The organism is Mesorhizobium sp. M8A.F.Ca.ET.208.01.1.1 (genome assembly GCF_004791315.1).
Classification (GTDB): Bacteria; Pseudomonadota; Alphaproteobacteria; order Rhizobiales; family Rhizobiaceae; genus Mesorhizobium.
The window spans coordinates 1,289,391-1,308,527 of sequence record NZ_SRUT01000001.1; the positions used below are offsets into that span (position 1 = coordinate 1,289,391).

General features: G+C 61.6%; 20 protein-coding genes and 1 pseudogene. 11 read left to right on the plus strand and 10 right to left on the minus strand.

Annotated features, from left to right (window positions below; all coding sequences use genetic code 11):
- Positions 1-177 precede the first annotated feature (177 nt).
- Both EN851_RS06490 and EN851_RS06495 read left to right on the plus strand, forming a co-directional pair.
- Positions 178-1,251 carry an alpha/beta hydrolase gene (locus EN851_RS06490; RefSeq protein WP_135928791.1) on the plus strand — a complete coding sequence of 358 codons (1,074 nt, stop codon included), beginning with the start codon at positions 178-180 and terminating at the stop codon, positions 1,249-1,251.
- Positions 1,252-1,394: 143 nt separating this feature from the next.
- Positions 1,395-2,552 carry an alpha/beta hydrolase gene (locus EN851_RS06495; protein WP_135928792.1) on the plus strand — a complete coding sequence of 386 codons (1,158 nt, stop codon included), beginning with the start codon at positions 1,395-1,397 and terminating at the stop codon, positions 2,550-2,552.
- A gap of 24 nt (positions 2,553-2,576) precedes the next feature.
- Here EN851_RS06495 and ade read toward each other — a convergent pair whose 3' ends face one another.
- On the minus strand, positions 2,577-4,394 hold the full coding sequence (gene ade / locus EN851_RS06500) for an adenine deaminase (protein ID WP_135928793.1): 1,818 nt from the start codon (positions 4,392-4,394) through the stop codon (positions 2,577-2,579).
- 171 nt (positions 4,395-4,565) lie between these two features.
- Between ade and EN851_RS37015 the strand changes: the two genes are divergently transcribed.
- On the plus strand, positions 4,566-4,709 hold the full coding sequence (locus tag EN851_RS37015) for a hypothetical protein (protein ID WP_245520698.1): 144 nt from the start codon (positions 4,566-4,568) through the stop codon (positions 4,707-4,709).
- A 733-nt stretch (positions 4,710-5,442) separates the two neighbouring features.
- Here EN851_RS37015 and EN851_RS06510 read toward each other — a convergent pair.
- On the minus strand, positions 5,443-5,640 hold the full coding sequence (locus tag EN851_RS06510) for a hypothetical protein (RefSeq protein WP_127280503.1): 198 nt from the start codon (positions 5,638-5,640) through the stop codon (positions 5,443-5,445).
- A gap of 266 nt (positions 5,641-5,906) precedes the next feature.
- On the opposite strand from EN851_RS06510, the gene EN851_RS06515 reads away from it, so the two are divergent.
- Together EN851_RS06515 and EN851_RS06520 are read left to right on the plus strand one after the other, a co-directional pair.
- Positions 5,907-7,316, plus strand: coding sequence for a M20/M25/M40 family metallo-hydrolase (locus tag EN851_RS06515; RefSeq protein ID WP_189521773.1), 1,410 nt, complete (start codon positions 5,907-5,909; stop codon positions 7,314-7,316).
- Positions 7,300-7,542, plus strand: coding sequence for a hypothetical protein (locus tag EN851_RS06520; RefSeq protein ID WP_135928795.1), 243 nt, complete (start codon positions 7,300-7,302; stop codon positions 7,540-7,542). Before EN851_RS06515 ends, EN851_RS06520 begins: the two co-directional genes overlap by 17 nt.
- A 58-nt stretch (positions 7,543-7,600) precedes the next feature.
- On the opposite strand, the gene EN851_RS06525 is transcribed toward EN851_RS06520, so the two are convergent.
- Together EN851_RS06525 and EN851_RS06530 are read right to left on the minus strand one after the other, a co-directional pair.
- Positions 7,601-7,804: a hypothetical protein gene (locus EN851_RS06525; RefSeq protein ID WP_135928796.1), complete on the minus strand. Its 204-nt coding sequence runs from the start codon at positions 7,802-7,804 to the stop codon at positions 7,601-7,603.
- Entirely contained in the window at positions 7,801-8,067 is a 267-nt protein-coding gene (locus EN851_RS06530) for a hypothetical protein (protein WP_135880241.1), read from the minus strand. The genes EN851_RS06525 and EN851_RS06530 overlap by 4 nt, the downstream gene beginning before the upstream one ends.
- A 160-nt stretch (positions 8,068-8,227) precedes the next feature.
- Between EN851_RS06530 and EN851_RS06535 the strand changes: the two genes are divergently transcribed.
- The 3 genes from EN851_RS06535 to EN851_RS06545 all read left to right on the plus strand — a co-directional run bounded on the left by EN851_RS06535 (position 8,228) and on the right by EN851_RS06545 (position 11,437).
- Positions 8,228-9,013, plus strand: coding sequence for an SDR family NAD(P)-dependent oxidoreductase (locus EN851_RS06535; protein WP_135880643.1), 786 nt, complete (start codon positions 8,228-8,230; stop codon positions 9,011-9,013).
- Between the two features lie 111 nt (positions 9,014-9,124).
- Positions 9,125-10,303 (plus strand): zinc-dependent alcohol dehydrogenase, encoded by a 1,179-nt coding sequence (locus EN851_RS06540; protein ID WP_135928797.1) that lies wholly within the window; start codon positions 9,125-9,127, stop codon positions 10,301-10,303.
- A 489-nt stretch (positions 10,304-10,792) separates the two neighbouring features.
- Positions 10,793-11,437, plus strand: coding sequence for a response regulator (locus EN851_RS06545; protein ID WP_135928798.1), 645 nt, complete (start codon positions 10,793-10,795; stop codon positions 11,435-11,437).
- Between the two features lie 20 nt (positions 11,438-11,457).
- Here the strand turns inward: EN851_RS06545 and EN851_RS37020 are convergent.
- Positions 11,458-11,728: pseudogene (locus EN851_RS37020) on the minus strand (hypothetical protein).
- A 179-nt stretch (positions 11,729-11,907) separates the two neighbouring features.
- Here EN851_RS37020 and EN851_RS06555 point away from each other — a divergent pair.
- Complete coding sequence (locus EN851_RS06555) at positions 11,908-12,738, plus strand: Ku protein (RefSeq protein WP_135928799.1); 831 nt, start codon at positions 11,908-11,910, stop codon at positions 12,736-12,738.
- Positions 12,739-13,071: 333 nt separating this feature from the next.
- Here the strand turns inward: EN851_RS06555 and EN851_RS06560 are convergent, their stop codons facing one another.
- Positions 13,072-13,656, minus strand: a complete 585-nt coding sequence (locus tag EN851_RS06560) for a sigma-70 family RNA polymerase sigma factor (protein ID WP_335930831.1) — start codon at positions 13,654-13,656, stop codon at positions 13,072-13,074.
- Between the two features lie 407 nt (positions 13,657-14,063).
- Here EN851_RS06560 and EN851_RS06565 point away from each other — a divergent pair, with 407 nt between their 5' ends.
- Complete coding sequence (locus tag EN851_RS06565; RefSeq protein ID WP_127869436.1) at positions 14,064-15,818, plus strand: thiamine pyrophosphate-dependent enzyme; 1,755 nt, start codon at positions 14,064-14,066, stop codon at positions 15,816-15,818.
- 31 nt (positions 15,819-15,849) lie between these two features.
- Positions 15,850-16,245 (plus strand): hypothetical protein, encoded by a 396-nt coding sequence (locus tag EN851_RS06570; protein WP_127280194.1) that lies wholly within the window; start codon positions 15,850-15,852, stop codon positions 16,243-16,245.
- A gap of 71 nt (positions 16,246-16,316) precedes the next feature.
- Here EN851_RS06570 and EN851_RS06575 read toward each other — a convergent pair whose 3' ends face one another.
- The 4 genes from EN851_RS06575 to EN851_RS06590 form a co-directional block, all read right to left on the minus strand.
- A complete protein-coding gene (locus EN851_RS06575) occupies positions 16,317-16,652 on the minus strand; it encodes a hypothetical protein (protein WP_127280193.1) in 336 nt (111 codons plus the stop codon).
- 232 nt (positions 16,653-16,884) lie between these two features.
- Positions 16,885-17,319 carry a hypothetical protein gene (locus EN851_RS06580; protein WP_127280192.1) on the minus strand — a complete coding sequence of 145 codons (435 nt, stop codon included), beginning with the start codon at positions 17,317-17,319 and terminating at the stop codon, positions 16,885-16,887.
- 293 nt (positions 17,320-17,612) lie between these two features.
- Positions 17,613-18,626 carry a YihY/virulence factor BrkB family protein gene (locus EN851_RS06585; protein WP_127280191.1) on the minus strand — a complete coding sequence of 338 codons (1,014 nt, stop codon included), beginning with the start codon at positions 18,624-18,626 and terminating at the stop codon, positions 17,613-17,615.
- Between the two features lie 154 nt (positions 18,627-18,780).
- Entirely contained in the window at positions 18,781-19,137 is a 357-nt protein-coding gene (locus EN851_RS06590) for a hypothetical protein (RefSeq protein ID WP_127869438.1), read from the minus strand.

The following is a 19,137-nucleotide window of genomic DNA, read 5'->3' on the forward strand; positions in this document are numbered from 1 at the left end:
CCTTCCGCCACGTTGCGGCCTTCCTGCCGCTTTGGCTTTCGCGCAACACTGCGATGACCGTCACGAGGCGCCGACCGCATTTTGGCTGGACATGACTTACTTCCGCCGCACTTCGCCTGCTGGGGAGATATCGCGGAGGGTGGATGGCCCTTTTTGGGCTCGATCGGAATTTTTGACGTGCATTTGAAGACGATTTGCATTCTAGCGCTCGCCTTGCTGGTGGCAGGCTGCGGCGGCCGCAAAACCGAGGAACTGCTCGGCAGCGCGGTCATGTCCGCGCCGGTGACGGAAATCGCGGGCAACCACTCGATCTTCATCGCCACGACGCGCAAGAAATCCGACGATCCCAACAAGGTTTTCGACGGCGAACGCTCGGCGACGCTGAACTACGCCCGCGTCAACGTCACCGTTCCGGGAGTCCACACGACCGGCCAGATCGAGCGTCGCTCACGCGGCAAGTCGGATGATCCGGCCAAATATTTCATGGCTTCCGAGGTCGTCGGCTACGATACCCAACCGAAATTCTCCAGCGCGCTCAACGCCGACATCGCGGCGCGCGGCGGCCGGGTGATGGTCTTCGTCCATGGCTACAACACCGGTTTCGACGACGCCGTCTATCGCCTGACCCAGATCGTGCATGATTCCGGCTATCCCGGGACACCGGTGTTGTTTTCCTGGGCCTCGGGTGCCAAGACCACCGACTATGTCTATGACAAGGAAAGCGCCAGCGCCGCCCGCGACCAGCTCGAAGTGACCCTGCGAATGCTGCAGCAGTCCGGTGCGCGGCGCATCGACATTGTCGCCCATTCGATGGGGACCTGGGTGACAATGGAAACGCTGCGCCAGATGGCCATCAGCGGCGACCGTGATCTCGGTGGCAAGCTTGGCGATGTGGTGCTGGCCTCTCCCGACATCGATGTCGATGTGTTCAAGAGCCAAATGCGCCGCTACGGCAAGCCCGACAAGCCGTTCATCCTGCTGTTGTCGGACGACGACCGGGCGCTGAGGTTGTCAGGCCTGATCGCCGGTTCGCGGCCACGCGTCGGCGATTACAAGGATGCCGCGGATCTTGCTTCCTACGGCGTGACGGTCGTGGATCTCTCGAAGGTCAAAGGCAGCGACAGCTTCAACCACACGAAATTCGCCGACAATCCGGCACTGGTGAAGATGATCGGCCAACGGCTGCGCGAGGACGATGGTTTCGCCAGCGACCGGGACGTGACCGATCGCATCAGCCTGCTTGGACAGTAGATGCGGCGCCACGGTTTTCGCCGTGCCTGTTCACCATCGCCGGACCATTGGCCCACTTTGAACTGGACCGCGCCCGTCTCTGGCCTTATCGGAGTATCGAGCGACGTCATGCGTTTGACGTCCCCCTATGCGGGAGCCGACGCGTGGCCTTGCGCTTGAAGAGTTTACTCGTCGCATTTGCGCTCGCCGTCACCGGCTGCGCCGGCCCGACGCACGACCTCCTCAACAAGACCACTGTCGCCGCACCTGCTTCGGATATTGCGGCCACGCATGAGATTTTTGTTGCGACGACGCGCCAGAAGGCAACGAAGGATCCGCGGCAGGTGTTCGATAGCGATCGTTCCCTGACCACCAGCTATGCCCGTGTCGATGTCACGGTTCCGAAGAGCCATCAGGTCGGCAACATCGAGCGCGCCAAGGGTTCGGCCAACAGCAACCCGGCCAAGGACTTCACAGCCAAGGATGTCACCTACTATGAAGGCGCGCCGCAATTCGCCAAGGCGATCGGCGCCGACATCACCATGCGCGGCGACCGCGCACTGGTCTTCGTGCATGGCTTCAACAATGGTTTCGACGACGGCATCTACCGGCTGACGCAGATCGCCCACGACACGAAATATCCGGGTACCTCGGTGCTGTTCTCATGGGCCTCGAGCGCCAAGACAACAGGGTATCTCTACGACAGGGACAGTGCCAATGCCGCGCGCGACGACCTCGAGGCAACGCTCAGGATGCTTGCCAAGACTCGGGTCAAGAGCATCGACATCATCGCCCATTCAATGGGCACCTGGTTGACGATGGAGGCGCTGCGCCAACTCGCCATCACCGGCGACCGGGATCTCGGCGGCAAGCTCGGCTATGTCATCTTGGCCTCGCCGGACATCGATGTCGACGTGTTCAAGAAGCAGATGATCCGCTACGGCAAACCTACCAAGCCCTTCGCCATCCTGCTTTCAGGCGACGATCGGGCCCTGAAGCTGTCGTCCCTCATTTCTGGCGACAAGCCGCGAGTCGGCGATTACGGCAATGCGGCGGACCTCGCCTCCTATGGCGTGGCCGTGGTCGACCTGACCAAGACGAAGGGCGGCGACGGCGGCCTCAACCACGCCAAATTCGCCGACAACCCGTTCCTGGTGCAATTGCTCGGGAACAGGCTGCGCACGCCGGCCGGCCTGGCCGCGGACGAGGACCCGGCACAGCTTAGCAATATCGGTCAGGGCCTCGGAAAGGTCGTCGGCTCCGCCGCCGAAGTCATCATCACGACGCCGTTCAAGGTGCTGACCATCGCCACCGGCGGGTAGAAAGCCAAGAGCGGACGGCTGGCCTCAGACGAACAGATCGACTTTCTGGAACGTCGTCACGTCGATCAGCCCGACGTCGGAAATCCTGAGCTCGGGAATGACCACCAACGCCAGCAGCGAGTGCTGCATGTAGGCGTTGTTGAGGGAGCAGCCCATCTTGCGCATCGCCTCGGTCAGTTTCTCAGCCTTGGCGGCGACGATCTCGGCGCGCTCGTCCGACATCAGCCCGGCGATCGGCATTTCGACCAGTGCCAGTTCCTTGCCCCTGGAGAACAGCACGACGCCGCCGCCGACTTCTCCCAGCCGGTTCACGGCCAGCGCCATGTCCTGCTTGTTGGTGCCAACGCAGATGATGTGATGGGCGTCATGGGCGACGCTGGAGGCCATGGCACAGTCGGCCATGTAACCGAACCCGGAGACGAAGGCATTGGTGACGCCGCCCGTGCCCTTGTGCCGCTCGACCAGCGCGATCTGGCATATGTCGTTACGGCGATCCATGGCGACCAGCCCATCCTCGACTCGCAGATCGGCCTCCAGCGCGCGAGTGGGTGCCTGGTTCTCGATGACGCCGATCACCCGCACCCGCACTTCGTTGGCGCCCTTGGGTGCCGCGATATCGAAATCGCCGGCCTTGATTTTCTTGCCCAACTTGACGGTGTTCTTCGCCGTCTTCGGATAATCATAGGCCGGAATATCGATGTCGAGCTTGCCGCCCTTGGCCAGCCTGACGCCGCGCGCATAGACCTCGTCAATGCTCATTGCGGTGAGATCGGAGACGATCAGCAGGTCGGCCAACCGCCCCGGCGCGATCGAACCGATCTCGCGTTCCAGCTTGAAATGCTGGGCGGTGTTGAGCGTCGCCATCTGGATCGCGGTCACCGGTTTCAGCCCCTGTTGGATGGCGTGGCGCACCACCCGGTCCATGTGGCCTTCATGGACCAGCGTGCCGGAATGGCTATCGTCGGTGCACAGGATGAAATTGCGCGGATCGATGCCGCTCTCCGTCACCGCCTTGATCTGCGAGGCAACATCGTACCAGGCCGAACCCAGCCTGAGCATCGCCTTCATGCCCTGGCGCACGCGGGCGGTGGCGTCCTCGGCGCGCGTGCCCTCGTGGTCGTCCTCGGGTCCGCCGGCGACATAGCCGTGGAACGGCAGACCAAGATCGCGCGAGGCATAGTGGCCGCCGATCGTCTTGCCAGCCTTGACCGTCGCGGCGATCTCGCCCGACATCACCGGGTCGTTGGCGGCGACGCCAGGGAAATTCATCACCTCTCCAAGTCCGATGATGTTTTCCCAGGTCATCGCTTCAGCGACATCGGCGACCGTCAGCTCGGCGCCGGCATGTTCAAGCCCGGGTGCCGAGGGCACACAGGACGGCATCTGCACATGCACGTTGATGGGCATGGCCACCGCCTCGTCATGCATCAGCCGCACGCCCGGCAGGCCCAGCACATTGGCGATCTCGTGCGGATCGATGAACATCGAGGTGGTGCCGTGCGGGATGACGGCGCGGCAGAATTCGGTGACCGTCACCATGCCGCTCTCGACATGCATGTGCGCGTCGCAAAGACCGGGCACGAGATAGCGTCCGCCTGCGTCGACCACCTTGGTGCCCTGCCCGATCGTGTGGCTGGCATTCGGCCCGCAATAGGCGAAGCGGCCGCCAGATATGGCGATGTCGGTGCCGGCGATGATCTCGCCCGAATGGACGTTCACCCAGCGCCCGTTGCGGATCACGAGATCGGCGGGTTTGCGGCCCATCGCGACATCGACCAGATCGGTCGCCATTTCGGTCCACGGTTTGGGTTTCGTCGCACGGGCGGGCGGCTTCCTGGCCATCAAAGACTCCTGTTTGCCCGACTGTGCCAAGCCGACGGCGTTTTGGCCAGCGAGGAAGCGTGGATTTGCCCGGAGATTGCCGGATCGGCGCCGAAGCCGACCTCAACTATTCCTCGATCGACGGCACGGTGGAATTCGGCGGGCCCGGAAATGTCGTAGGCGATTGATCGTGTGCTGGTCTACGGCATAGGCGGCGTCGCCCTCGCCGGCGTCGAGACGTCGCAAGATGCGGGCACCGCCTTCTCAGACACACGCACCACCGTCGGCTGGACCGTCGGTGTCGACGTCGATTACGCGCCGACCGACAAGTTCTGAGCGTCGCCACCGCGTTGCTCAACAAGCAGCGCGCAGACCGATCTTGCCGGAAGTGGGGGGCGGCCGGCGTCCCCAGTGGGCGGGGGAATGGGTTGGGCCTGAGAGGCGCCGGCCATGGCGGATCAAGTCCGCCGCGCAGATATTTACCGATGCCCACGGCGCGGATAATTCCGTGATCGCGCCAGTATCGTTGCGCGATCTCCTCTGGGTTGCGTGTTCAGGCACCGCAGAACACGACTTGACGGGCTGTGTCTGGCATCTGAAAAGGGCTGGGCTGCGGACGTGGCGGAATTGGTAGACGCAAGGGACTTAAAATACGGCTCCGGCAATCCCGATGTGTCCGTAAAGGTCCCGACCAGCTCGGTTTTTCGGTAATTGTCTAATCTCGATAGCCGCTTGCGTACCTCTACGTCCCTGCCCCTCATCGCCCGTCCGGTGCCAATTGCGGTGCCAATTTTTTCCTGCGAGTATCTGCATGAGGCGCATCAGCGGGTTGCGATAGCACCGATGCCGGTGGCGAGGGAAGGGGTTTGGACAAGCAAAGACATAATCCCCAAAGTCATCGCGACAGGGTTTCAGAATTGGCAGACTGTTGCCTGCGCGGCCATACTTGTTGGGTGTCGCCCAGGCGCCCGCTCCGCGCCTTTTCCGCAAGCCCGCGCTTCTGTTGCCTGCGGCATATGCGCGGCGTTGTCAGTATTTCGATTGCTCCCGGCGTGGCATTTGTCGCATTCTATTTGTTGCGCCTGGTCGTGAGCGCATCGCCCAGGTCGTGCTTGTCGGGATCCTTCAGGTTTTCGCCCGCTGCGTCACGATCTTCAGCCGGATCATCCTTCGCCGGCAAATAACCGCGAGGACGGTTTTCCGGCGGGCCTTCCCAGCGTGGCTTCTGATCGGTGCTGCCGGGAGGGCCATTGTCGCGTGAGGTCATATAATCTCCCTAGATTGTGGAGATCTGGATTGGTCAACCGTGTTTGACTTGCCTGGTCGACGGCCCGCATCTCCTGGAACGGGATGCTGCCCAACCAGCCACCGAGCGAGTTGTTCCAATCGCAGGCCAGATAATCAGCATCCACATTCCGACAACGAGGTATCGACAGGGGAGACTTGCCGCTGCTAGGCCCAGCCGGTCGCGCTCTTGAAGGAACAAGCTAGCCGACGCTAAACTCGACCTCTCGAAGCATGTCGGAGACGGTGATGAACGGTGGAGCAAAAGAGGGCTTGCCCGCCTGCGCCGAACGCTGGGCGCTCGCCCTGACCGAGCGCAGGAGCGTCACCGGGAGCGAGGATGAAGCATCGTTCGGGCCATGGCTTGCCGGCAAACTTCGCCAAGAGACAGCCTTTCGCCATGCGGAAATCTGGACGATCGAGGTCGAGCCCGGAGACGGCCGACACTGCGTGGCGATGCTGCTGCGCGGAGGTGGCCGGGCCACTGTGGTGCTGACGGGACATTACGACACCGTCACGACGCGCGACTATGGCGAGCTTGAGGAACTCGCGACCCGGCCGGGCCTGCTCACGCCTGCGCTCGGCAAGACCCTGGCCACAGCCGAGACGGCCGCCGCCCGACGCGCACGCGTCGATTTTGCCTCCGGAGAGTTTCTCGCCGGACGCGGTCTGCTCGACATGAAGGCGGGCCTTGCCGCGGGATTGGCCGTCTGCACGCAATTCGCGGAGAGCATCAATCCGGCGGGGAACATCTTCTTCCTCGCCGTACCCGATGAAGAGAACAACTCGGCCGGCGCGCGCAGGGCGGCGCAGGCTCTTCCTACCATCGCCGACGAATGCCAACTGGAATTTGCGGCCGCGATCAATCTCGATGCGATCGCGGACGATGGCGACGGCAGTAAGGGGCGAATCATCGCGCTGGGCACTGTGGGCAAGCTGCTGCCGACGGCTTATGTTGTCGGCGTTCCCGCCCATAGCGGTTTTCCGCTGAATGGCTTGAATGCCGCGACGCTGGCTGCCGCGATAGCCACGCGTGTGGAATGGGCGCCGGAGCTGACCGATCAGTCCCGGTCGGAGCCCGGCACGCCGGCGAGCCTGCTCAGCATTCGCGACGGCAAGGCCGGCTATGACGTGACGACACCGGCAAGCGCCTATGCCAGCTTCAATGTACTGAGCTATCGCAGGACACCCGGCGAGGTGTTCGACCGGTTCGAACAGCTTTGCGCACAAGCGGCTTCGACTTGCCTGGGCGCTCTCAAACAGCGGCTCGGCCCGGGTAACGAGCCGGCCGCTATCGACGTAGTCGACAACATTGCCCTATACCGTTACGAGGCTGTCGCTGACCGCCTCGATGGGAAAGCCATATCCAGGGTTGGCGCACTGGGCGCGTCGCTCGCGGCCAGTGAACTTTCGCTACCTGAACAATGCCGGCTTGTCATCGAAGAGGCATGGCGGCTGAGCCGTTTGTCAGGTCCGGCGGTGGTCATAGGCTTTGGCTCCATACCTTACCTGCCAACGAACCTGTCGCAGCCCCCCCGCAGCCAGAAGGCTGCGCGCGATTGCCGGCGACATTGCCGCCAACGCAGACGGACTCTACGGCTGTACGATTGCTTGCGCCGATTATTTCGCCGGCATCTCCGATATGAGCTTCTTTGGTGAAGCGGCAGAATCCTCGCTCGATGTGGTCGCCCGCAACACGCCTATGTGGAGCGACGGGGTGCGCTGGCCCGCGCACCGAGGCCTTGCCAATATCCCGACGATCAATATCGGCCCGTGGGGGCGTGATTATCACACGCCGCTCGAACGGCTGCACACTGGGTATGCGTTCAGCGTCCTGCCACGTGTTCTCAGCCAAACCTGCAGGGCCCTGCTTAACGCGGAGTGACGCAGCCCCGCCTCATATCCCTGCGTGGGCAAGGGCACAGGCCGGTTCCCGCCCGAGTTCAGGGCTTGGCTGGCTGCGTGGGCTGGGTGCCTTGCTGATCCCCGCCGGAGCTCGTCTGAGGCGTCGGATTGCTGTCGACTTTCGGATTTTTGTCGACAGGCTGACTGTTCACCGTATCGGTCTTGGACTTGGCCGGATCCGCGCTGTTCTCATTGCACCCAGCCAACGCGAAGAGCGCCGCAATTAGCAGAATCGTTCTCATTTCAAGTCCTCCTGACCTGCTTTCGGCACCACGTCGGACCAACGTCCCGTGCGGTCGAAGCGAACCGACAGGCCCTGTTTCATTGCCTTCCTGGCCAGCATGAGGTCGAGTTCCGCATCATTGACGGGGCTGCGCATGACCGACCGGATGACATTGCAAGCCAGTTCCGTCGAGACGAAGTCACAGGTTTTGCTTCTGGCGACGACATACTGCTCGATCAGTATATCAACGCGCCTGAGGGCGATGTCTTGCGCATACTGCATCCGCGGCTCCCTTTGCCGCCGAACTGTCGGCCACGAAGGTTGTTCCACCTTGCCCGAGAAAACTTGTCGACCGGGAGCGCGTCGTCGGACGCGGGCAACCGACCACGGAACAATCCTGGCTTGGGATGGTTGGGGGCGGCGGTCAGGAGCGGAGGATATGATGACGGCAACTAAACTCGCGGTGGTAACCGGGGCCTCAAGCGGCATCGGCAAGGAACTTGCCAAGCTCTGCGCGAAGGCTGGTTATAACCTTGTCATCGCGGCCGATGAGCCGGCGATCAAGCAGGCGGCAGAGGCGCTGTCTTCGCACGACGTGGCGGTCGAGGCGCTTGAGGTCGACCTGGCAACCGTGGAGGGCGCCGACAGATTGGTGTCGCGGATCGGAAATCGGGATATCGACCTGCTCTTTCTGAATGCGGGGCGCGGCCTGGGTCACGGCTTCGTCGACCAGGACTGGAACAAGATCCGTCGCATCGTCGACACCAATATCACCGGAACAATTTATCTGGCCCATCAACTGGCCGCGAGGATGGCCAGGCGCGGACGCGGGCGTATTCTGTTTACCGGATCGATCGCCGGCTTCATGCCGGGCACGTTCCAGGCAGTCTACAACGGCACCAAGGCGTTCATCGATTCTTTCGCCATCGCGCTACGGCACGAATTGAAGGACACCGGCGTCACCGTGACGGTGCTGATGCCCGGTGCGACGCAGACGCGGTTCTTCGAACGTGCCGAAATGATGGACACCAAGGTCGGCACCGACGAGAAGGACAATCCGGCCGACGTCGCGCGCGCCGGCTATGACGCGTTGCTGGCGGGCGAGGAACAGGTCATCAGCGGCTGGAGGAACAAGCTCCAGGTGGCAGCCGCCCATGTCACCCCGGCTGGCACCCTGGCTGAACAGCACCGCAAGATGGCCGAACCGGGATCGGCTCCGAAAGGCTGACTTGTCGACGACACGCCGAGGCCGTCGGCCGACACCCGGGCGGCCCCGCATCTTTCCACATCCACCGGCCGACGCGATCGCATCGGCCCTTCCAGCCCAGGGAGCAACATGATGAAAGCCCTCACATGGCACGGCAAAGGCGATATACGCTGCGAACAGGTAGCCGACCCGGCAATCGAGGACGACCGCGACGTTATCATCAAGGTGACGTGTTGCGCCATATGCGGATCGGACCTGCATCTCATGAACGGCTATATGCCGACCATGAAGTCGGGCGACGTGCTCGGCCATGAAACCATGGGTGAAGTGGTCGAAGTCGGCAAGGGCCATTCGAAGTTCAGGAAAGGCGACCGCATCGTGGTGCCTTTCAACATTTCCTGCGGCGAGTGCTGGTTTTGCAAAAGCGGGCTGTTCTCGCTGTGCGACAACTCCAATCCCAATGCCAAGGAGGCGGCCAAGGTGATGGGACAGTCGCCGGCCGGCCTGTTCGGATACTCGCATCTGGTCGGCGGCTACTGGGGTGGCCAAGCCGAGTATCTGCGCGTTCCGTTCGCCGATGTCGGCCCCATCAAAGTGCCCGACGGGATGGATGACGAGCAAGTGCTGTTCTTGTCCGACATCTTTCCGACCGGCTATATGGCGGCTGAGAATGCCGGCATCGAGCCGGGCGACACGGTGGCGATCTGGGGCTGCGGTCCAGTCGGCCAATTCGCCATCCAAAGCGCATGGATGCTCGGCGCCGGTCGTGTCATCGCCATCGACAAGGTTCCCGAGCGGCTCGCCATGGCCCGCGACCACGGCAGGGCCGAGACGCTTGATTTCAGCAATTCCGACATCTATGACGCCCTGATGGCGATGACCGGCGGTCGTGGCCCGGACCGCTGCATCGATTGCGTCGGTACCGAATCCGATCCGGGCGCCAGCTTCGACGCCATGGTCGACAAAGTGAAGGCAGCCGTCTATCTCGGCACCGACAGACCGCATGTGCTGCGCGAGGCGATCTACTGCTGCCGCAAGGGCGGTACGGTCTCCGTTCCCGGCGTCTATGTCGGACTTCTCGACCATATCCCGTTTGGCGCCGCCATGAACAAGGGGCTCACCTTCCGGATGGGTCAGACACATACGCAGCGCTACCTGGAACCGCTCCTGGCCAAGGTTCAGGAGGGCGAGATCGATCCCTCCTTCGTCATCACCCACAGGGCGGATCTCGACGCCGGTCCCGACCTCTACAAGACCTTCCGCGACAAGCAGGATGGCTGCATCAAGGTGGTAATGCGGCCTCATGGCTGAGACTGAACCAGCCTTTCCACCCAAGAATGACCTGATGCCGCAAAACCCGCCATCCGGTCGCCAAGTGCCAGCGGCTTTCCATCGCGGAGGGGACGAAACCGATACCGACGCCGGAGCCCGCCGGTGGCCCCAAGACCGTCGGCCCCTACCCTATAGTCAACACCACACGACAATCCCGCTGCCAATCGCAACATCGGCCGAAAGCGTCAGGCCGGCGCCACGCCGCGACCGACGGATGAACCGATTGACTGACACTTCCGGCCCCGAGGATACCGATACCTTGGAAGCCATCCCGGGCAACGCCGCCTAACGGCGACGACCTGAAACCCTCTGCCTCGGCCGCGGCGCCGGGCGACGGAACAAGCTGGGACCAAATCCGTTGTGCCGAGGACGGACGGTGTTCAGTGACCAAGCGTTTGACCGAAAGAAAGCCGGTTACGGCGACAGGTTTGGGCTCGGTGTCGACCAGGCGCCTGCAGGCCGCGCAGGATGAACGGTCTTGCCAAACAGGCAACGTCCGTTCTTGATCAAAGAAAGGATAGTGGGGTGCGCAATCTGCGAGGCGTGCGGCTTCTTATCGTCGAGGATGAATGGTTGCTGGCCGACGACCTTGCACGCTATTTCAGCAATATGGGCGCGGTGATTCTGGGCCCGGCGGCCACGCTCGAACAGGCCGCGATACATACGCAGACGGCCGAGGCGGCGATCCTGGATATCGACATCAACGGCCGCCGGGTATTCCCTATCGCCGACCAATTGCTCCGGCGGGGCGTGCCCTTCGTGTTCTTCAGCGGCGTAGGCGATATCACCATTCCTGAGCATCTGCTTTGTGCCAGCAATCTTTGGAAATCCTCCACCAGCAAGGAAGTCTCCAATGCCTTGTTCCCGCCGTTCTCGCGCGACGACGACAAGCCGACCTCTCCCGACGACGTGTTCGCGCTTCTGCCCAAGCTGAGGCTGGCGGCGCGTTTGCTACTCGCAGACGTCAACGCTTCCGATCGACTGGTCGAGAGGACGCTCGAATTGGCGCTCCGCGATATCGACCAAAGGCAGGCCGGGCTCTCCACCGAGGATTGGCTGAACCGCGTCATGCACAATGTAGTCAGTTCCGGCGGTGCCGGCCTTCTGAACTGAGGCTGCAATGCCGCGACGCGCTACCGATCTATCCGTGCGCCGCGGACCGAGGCTGTCGCTCTAATACGGTCACGCTTGACGAATTTTTTGAAGCGGCTGGTCTTACCGGCGCCGGTCTTGGCCCGATGAAGAAACGCCAGATCATGTCCTCGAAGATACGAAAGAACTCTTCCCATTCGATAGCTACGAATGATTCTTCCGGTTCGCCGAAATCGATGCTAAGAACGCCACCTTCTCGCCGGCCGCGCACCCGGCTGGCCTACCTTTCCGCTCCTCTGCCTATTTGCGGATGTCGTCATGTCGATTGTCGTCTGCGCTTCGGACATAGGAGGTCTCCTGTCGATTTCGGTGCCGCCACGTTCTGCCTTCCCCGTGGCGTCGAGGGTGCCTAACACCATCCCGACGGCGGTGTTCCAGGAACAATTGCGACCGGCATCCGTTGGTGGCCATCAGCGATTGAGAGGTCCCGCATGGTTGCGCCACGAGCCGCTTGGAAAGGTTTTTTGAAGGTCGGATCCGTCACCTGTGGCGTGAAGATAATTGGCGCCACCAGCGAGGCCTCCAGGATCCATTTCAAGATACTCAATCGCAAGGACGGGCTGCCGGTCAAAAGTGCCTATGTCGATGAAGCAACCGGGGAGGCCGTTGATGCCGAGGATCAAGTGAAGGGTTTCGAAATCGACACTGACGACTACGTCCGCATCGAGCCTGACGAGATCAAGAAGCTGAAGCTTACCTCAGCCCATACATTGGAGGTCGGCGAATTTGTCGAGTTGGGCGATATCGACACACGCTACCTTGAAAAGCCCTATTACCTGATCCCCGCGGACGGCGCGGCGGCCGAGGCCTTTGAAGTGATCCGCAAGGCCATGGAAAAGAAAAAGGTCGCTGCCCGCTCTTGTGTGGTCCTCTATCAGCGCGGTCGTGAAGTCCTGATCCAGCCCTTCGGCAAAGGCATGCTTCTGACCGAGTTGCGCAGCGACAGCGAAGTAATCTCCGAGCAAAGCGTTTTCAAGGAGATCAAGAAAGTCGAATACGATTCCGACCTTACCGAAATCGCCAGCCTGCTTATCGAAAAGAAAGTGACCAGGTTCGATCCCTCGAAATTTGAAGACACTTACGAAGATGCGCTGATCGCGATGATCGAAGCCAAGCGCAAAGGCGAAGCGCCGCAAAAATCCGCTCCCCGGCCAAAGGAGAACGTCGTCAACCTTGCCGAGATATTGCGCAAGAGCCTAGCGCAGGAGGGCAGCGGGTCGCGGAAGGGCAAAGCTACCGCCTCCAAGAAGAGATCGGCCTAGTTGCCACCATCAATCGTAGCCGCGGATGTAGGTCGTTCGCGCATGCCGGACCTCCTTGCAAAGCGGGACGCGTGCCGTCACACTGGACGCGAAGAGATCGACATTCCTCAGAGGCGACGATGCCCCGCTCGAGCGAGACCACCCCTCCCACTGGTATCTTGGTGGATTTGAAAATCGCTTCACTCCTGACCGCGATCGAACAGGAGAAGGTACCCGATCGGTTGATCCGACTTGCCGTCGAATTGCAGAACGCGCTTGTCGAAAAGCGGCGGCGGGAATTGACAAACTGATCCACGGGGAACTCGGCCCTTGGACAATCGCTGGATAATCCCATCAGGGATGATGGTCGGTGCCGAGATCAAGCTGTCCGTCCGACAAATGTGCTCGCCGTTCCACCAGTGTCTTGAGTGACCTTTCGCCGAGTGATTCCAGCACGCCGGCGCGCGCCCGATTGAGCCGGCTTTTGACCGTCCCGATCGCGCAGCCGCATATATCGGCGGCTTCCTCATAACTAAACCCCAGCACTCCGATCAGCATCAGGATCTCACGCTGATGTTCGGGCAGCTGCTGAATGGCACGGTGAACCTCCCTGCTCTGGACGGACCATTCCTGCGTGGCTTCCGAAATCGGGCGTAAGGACGCGCAATCGAGGAGACCGGGCGCCTCCCGGACGGCGGCTTTTATTCGAGTGTAATACGTGTTGCGCATGATGGTGAAGAGCCACGACTTCATGCGTGTTCCGGGTTCGAATTTGTCGGTATTGGCAAGCCCCTTAGTCAGTGTCTCCTGCAAAAGGTCGTCGGCGTCATCGGGGACACGGCAGAAGGTTCGAGCGAAAGCCCGGAGGGCGGGTATAAGATCGACGATGGAATTCTCTTCGTTCGGCTTGTTGACCAACGCATAGCGTCCGGATGACAACGATCCAACTCCCAAACAGTACGAGTGTGAATGCAGCCTAAGCTTAATGCGCGGCTGTTTGGTTCGTTCCGCCACGCCTTAAGCTCCGGCGAATAATGTCCGGGCCGAAGCGTCGGACGACATGGCGTCGCCAGCAGCGCTTTTGGAACAAGGCTGGGTACGGGGAGTTAGGTGCCGTGACCGGCCAGCCGGGGCACAACATCGAACCGGCGAAATGGGCCGAGGCTCCGGGTCGGCGGAGTGCAAATTGCGGTTCTACTCTCGCAGGCATGTGAATGGAGCGCGCCTAGGCGGATTCCATCCGATCCTGACCTACAGACCGGACCTGACTCCATTGATTTCCGGTATCAAGGAACCAACTCGCCGTTCGCCGGTTCGGTCGCCATCCACCGGAGAGACAATTCGGCATGTCCAACGCAGCAGAGATACTCATCGAGACACTGATCGCATGGAATGTGGAGGTGGTGTTCGGCCTTCCGGGAGATGGCATAAACGGCATCATGGAAGCGCTTCGCACAAGGCGCGGAAAAATAAAGTTCATCCAGGTCAGGCATGAGGAATCGGCTGCGTTCATGGCATGCGCCTATGCAAAATGGACCGGAAAGCTGGGCGTCTGCCTGGCCACATCGGGCCCCGGCGGCACACATCTCTTGACCGGGCTCTACGACGCGAAGCTTGACCAGGCGCCAGTCCTGGCAATCACGGGAATGCAGTTTCACGATCTGATCGAGACGTTCACCCAGCAGGATGTCGACCTCACACGCGTGTTCAACGACGTTGCGGTCTACAATGTTCAGGTCTCCGACGCCGCCCATATGGAAAACGTCGCCAGTCTCGCGTGCCGCACCGCTTTGGCACGCAAGGGCGTTGCTCATCTTTCGATTGCCAGCGACACCCAGGAACAGGAGAGCGAGCCGACGAAACGCTCCAAGCGCAATCGTCCCGAGCACACGCCGCAAAATATGTTCACAGGCCATATGGTGGCGCAAGACGTCGAGTTGGACAAGGCAGCAGCCGTTCTCAACGAGGCCCCGCGCGTGGCGATCCTGGCCGGCCGTGGTGCGCTGGGGGCGGCAAGCGAACTGGAGCGAACTGCCCAGCTGCTGCAGGCGCCGGTGGCCAAGGCCCTGCTCGGCAAGGCGGTGCTGCCGGACGATCATCCCTACACGACCGGTGGCATCGGCATTCTGGGAACACTGGCATCGCAGGATATGATGGAGAACTGTGACGCCGTGCTGATCGTCGGTTCGACTTTTCCATATATCGAGTACTACCCCAAACCCGGACAGGCCCGGGGCGTCCAGATTGATTGCGACGCGCAACGGATCGGCCTGCGCTTCCCGGTAGAGGCGGGGCTCGTCGGCGATGCGGCCGAGACATTGCGCGCGCTCAACCGGCGGCTGACGCAGAAGCCTTCCAATGAATTTCTGCTGCGGGCGCAGGACAACATGGGCAAGTGGCGCGAAATGATGCGGCAGTCCGAGGACGCGCAGGCCCATCCCGTAAAACCACAATTGGTCGTCCGCGCATTCGGAGAAAGATTGGCCAGCAATACGGTGCTGGCCACCGATTCAGGCCAGAATACCGAACTGGCGGCACGCCATGTCGACTTGCGCGAGGGCCAGGCATTTGGCCTCTCGGGCGCTTTGGCGTCGATGTCCTGCGGGCTAGCCTACGCAATCGCCGCCGGGATCGCATTCCCTGGCCGACCGGTCGCCGCCATCGTCGGTGACGGTGGCCTCGCCATGCAGCTCGGCGAATTCTCCACCGCGGTGCGTTACGGCGTTCCGCTGAAGCTTCTGGTCCTCAAGAACAATATGCTCAACCAGATCGCGTGGGAGCAGATGATGTTTCTCGGCAACCCGCAATTCGGCTGCGAACTGGCGCCGATCGACTTTGCCAAGGCGGCCGAGGCAATGGGCGCAAAGGGGTTGCGCATCGATCGGGCCGACCAGATCGAGGCTGTTCTGGACGAAGCGTTCGCCGTCGACGGCCCGGTGATAGTCGAGGCGCTTGTCGATGCCTATGAACCGATGATGCCGCCCAAGATGCCGTCCCACTATGCCAGGAATTTCCGGAAGGCCCTGCCGCAGACGCCGGGCCACGAACAGATCGAAGAGAATATCGCCCGGGAGCCCGCCAGATCTATGATGGATGTCTGACGGGTGCGGGTCCAACAAGGAGAATCCGCCATTGCGCTTTTTCGCGGCACTTGTGATTTCAGTTCTGTTTCAGCTGTCGCCCAGCCATGCTCAGACTGCGGGGCCGCGGGCAGCGGGCGACTTGTCCCTGCCCTTGGATCCGTTGGATCAGGATGCGCCAGATCAGGGTCAATTCGATTTCAGCAACGGGTTTACGCGGGTCGCCATCATCTCCATTGACGACCTTCCCCCGGACGTCAAGATGCAGGCCGAGCGTATCGTTGCCCAGACCACCGCGGATGACCTGCGAGCCTTGCAGAACTCGATCGACGGGTCCCAGCAGGCAACGGCGGCGCTAACGCAGAATGGGCTGAACTCCTCCCAGGTCATCGCGGCCAACGTCGATGGAGACGGTACGCTTACGCTGGTCATTCAGACCACGACATAGAGATCATCCGGAGTTCGAGCCATGGTCACTTCCCGATGCTCAACCGGCAGATTGGATGGGCCCATCACGGGCTACATGCCGCGATCTGGAACATATAGGCAGTACGAGCGCTGGGGCTTGGCGTCCCCGCCGGGCTTGCATTCGTGAAAATATTCATCGTGCGAGCGTTTGATGCGGTGATCGCTGTAGGGGATCAATTCTCCGGTCGACAGCTGATATCCGTTCCGGGTTTCCTTCACGTCCGAAGCAGGCGCCTGGTAGCAGTCGACACCCGAACAGCAGGAGCTGTCATATTGCCATCCGGCCGGGGCCTGGTGGGCGGCGGCCGGAACGACGTGGAACGCCAGGGCAAGAACCGTAGCCAGCGTGCGCCGGGAACCCTGGCTCGATGTTCCTTGCAGGGGCACCGGCGTTCCTTGATCCTTGGACCTTCTGCTCATTGCCGTTGACCCCTATTGCGTGAGGCCTGATGCACGTCGATCGACCCAAGCTATCCCGGTGGCTTCCGGAGCCCGCTGCCCGGGGGGAGAGGCAGCGAGCCACTGGGGACTGACCGGAGGGGGGAAAGCATCCGGCCGCGTCCCTAACAGCGATCATGGCACAATGTTCCAGCGGTTTCCGGTTTCGGCGGAACGCATCTCAATGTGCCCACAACTGCCGCCGCAGCCACGCAGCGATCCTGTTGCCGGTCAAGATCCTGCGGACCCGCGCAGAAACCCACCCTGCCTGCATGGTGGAGCCGACATGACAGCTGCACACGATATCGTGCAATTGCCAGTCGGAGAGTTCGAAGAAGCGCTTGGCTTCGCCGTAGCTGTCATTGCTCAGGCCGCATGCACGCAACAGCGAATCTTCGAACGCGACCGTGATCGGCGAGCCTGCGGCGCGCGCTTCCTGCCGCACCGAGGCGCGCATGTGTTCGGTGCCGGTAAGCGCGGCGAGGCATCGCGACGGGTTCTCCCCGAGAAGGTCGGCCCAACGTTGCAACCTCTGCGTCCTGGTCATGCGCGGGGCAGGCACCGAGGCGTTTACCTCAGCGATCGCCTGCAATTGATCGAGTGTCTGGTGTTTCATGGCTGGCTCCTGTTGCTCGCTCCAGCATCCTTCGCCGGAATCTCGCGGTAAGGTGCGGTCGTGGAAGCCCGCGCCGTCCTGAGGGAAAGAGGCGCGGGCCGATCTGGTGTTTCCACCGATCTTCCGCAGACACCACGCGGCGGCATCTGAAGCGATCCAGAACTGCCAGCGTCGACCAATGTTCCACGCCCGCGTGTATTATTTGGATGATCTTGCCAAGGACGGCCGGGCCTCCGAACCAATCACCCGCCGGCTGACCCGTCATTGGAATTCTGCGGCTCGGACGGCGCATGTCAGGGACGACGCAAGCCGAGGACGAGGCTGGTCAACGTAGCGGTCGCGCAAGCCACTGCAACCAGCGTCACGATCCCGGCGGAGTTGCCTGTACCAAATGGGTCGACGTCTTTCGATGGCAACTCACCTGTCGCAGGCACGTCCCCGTGCGCCAGCGCGCCCAGATCCGATCTGCTGCCGTGCCGAACCGAGTAGGCGCGCGTGAATTCCGCACCGAGAAGAAAAATTTCCGCTGAATAGTAGACCCACAACAATATGACGAGGAGACCGCCGGCGGCTCCGTAGGACGACGCGATGGCGCTGGAGCCGATATACCAGCCAATAAACGATTTTCCGACAGTGAACAGAAAAGCAGTGACGACAGCACCGATGCCGACATCGCGCCATGTCAAGTTTCGATCGGGCAGGATTTTGTAAATCGCGGCGAACATCATCGAGATCAGCACGAACGACGAGACCAGATTGATGGCGGCGAGGATCAGGGCGCCAAACGGCATGTGAGCGTTGATGATATCGCCTAACACCGCGATCGCCGCGCTGGCCGCGAGCGATACGAGCAGCATGAAACCCAGTGCAGCGACCAGGCCCAGACTTGCCGCCCTTGCACGCATAAGGCGCGACAACGAAACACCCTGCGGTTCAACCTTCCATATCGTGTTCAGCGACTGCTGCATCTCGCCAAAGACACCTGAAGCGGTTACGAGCAAGGTGGCGATGCCGATCAGCGCCGCCAAGGTCCCGGACGATTTTCGGGACGCGCTTGCCAGTACGCTCCGCAGGAGGTCTGCGCTTTCCGGCCCCATCAGACCCGACAGCTGGGCAGACAAGGCCACTTGGGCGGCCTCGTGACCGAAAGCAAGGCCGGCGATCGCGACGACGATGAGCAGTATCGGCGCCAGTGACGTCGTGGCGTAGAACGCAATCGCAGCGCCGTGGCTTAGCGCATTGTCGTTGACAAAGCCCACGGCACTTTCGCGCACCAGGTTCCAGGTGTCCGTGATCAGGGGTCGCATGGTCGAGACCGTAAGCCGTGCCTGCAATGGCGTTCACTAGCAATGCGCGCGGACTGCCTATGTTCCCGTTGCCGGCGATGTGGTCACTTCAAATGCGCCTCGCGGCCGATGCCAACATTGCGCTGCTTTCGCATACGGCCAGGCGACAACCGCGTCATCCTCGTCGCTTTCCCTGAATCCGATGCGGTTCGGCTTCGCCTGTCATCTGGGAGAGTTCGGTCATCGGACACAGCAAACGCGGCCGCTTCGGATCGGAAATATCGAGCATATCCCAAGGGATGCGATAGAAGCCATCGCGCCGCCGCAGCCTGAAAAGATCGAGCAATGCCGAGCCGATAGAGAAAGCAGAAAGCCGCTCCAGCGCGGCATAGATGCCAACGTGAAATTCGGTCACCACGAGATCGCCGCCCACCTGTTCGGCGTGTATCTCCTCTATATGGCCTACGCTTTTGCCGCGTAGCGACAGCACGCGCCTGCCGGCAAGATGTTCGAGGTTGACGGTGGTGGTCAT